Here is a 496-nt window from a genome sequence, read left to right as displayed (position 1 = left end):
GTATAAACCGTATGAAATTGAAGCAACATAACTTAAAGATATACGCCAGACCTTGATTTTGCGCGAGAGCGTTTCACCAAAAGGACTGATCCCCACGGCCAATAGAAATAAGGCACAACCAAAATGGCGTGCTTGCAGAAAAGGATACTGATGAAACCCTTGGAACCCATGCTTCGCAACGATTATCAATGAAATACAAAAAAGTGCAAAAAGCCAACCAACCGCGGATCCGATTTTAGAAAATGAACAGAAGCCATCTAAATATGACTTGGCGGCCATAGCGCCAGTCCACCAGATAAGAAAGTAAGACATCACTAGCGAGAAATGTCCTGGAGAGTACGAATACCACATGTACGAGCAACAACAAAAAAAGCCAATCACGTGGTTTGTTAAGATGGGTCTGCGGCTTCCGAGATATAAAACAGCTGGAAAAATCGCGTAGAAGAAAAATTCGTAAGAAAGCGACCACAACGGTTCATTTTTTAAAAATGGATCT

General features: G+C 41.7%; 1 protein-coding gene. It reads right to left on the bottom strand.

The features are described from left to right. The coding region (locus FV233_RS29835) for an acyltransferase family protein (RefSeq protein ID WP_246690151.1) at positions 1 to 471 on the bottom strand (471 nt) is incomplete at its 3' end. Positions 472 to 496 lie beyond the last annotated feature (25 nt).

The sequence above is a fragment of the Methylobacterium sp. WL7 genome (assembly GCF_008040085.1).
In the GTDB taxonomy this organism is placed as follows: Bacteria; Pseudomonadota; Alphaproteobacteria; order Rhizobiales; family Beijerinckiaceae; genus Methylobacterium; species Methylobacterium mesophilicum.
This window is presented reverse-complemented; position numbering and strand designations above follow the sequence as displayed.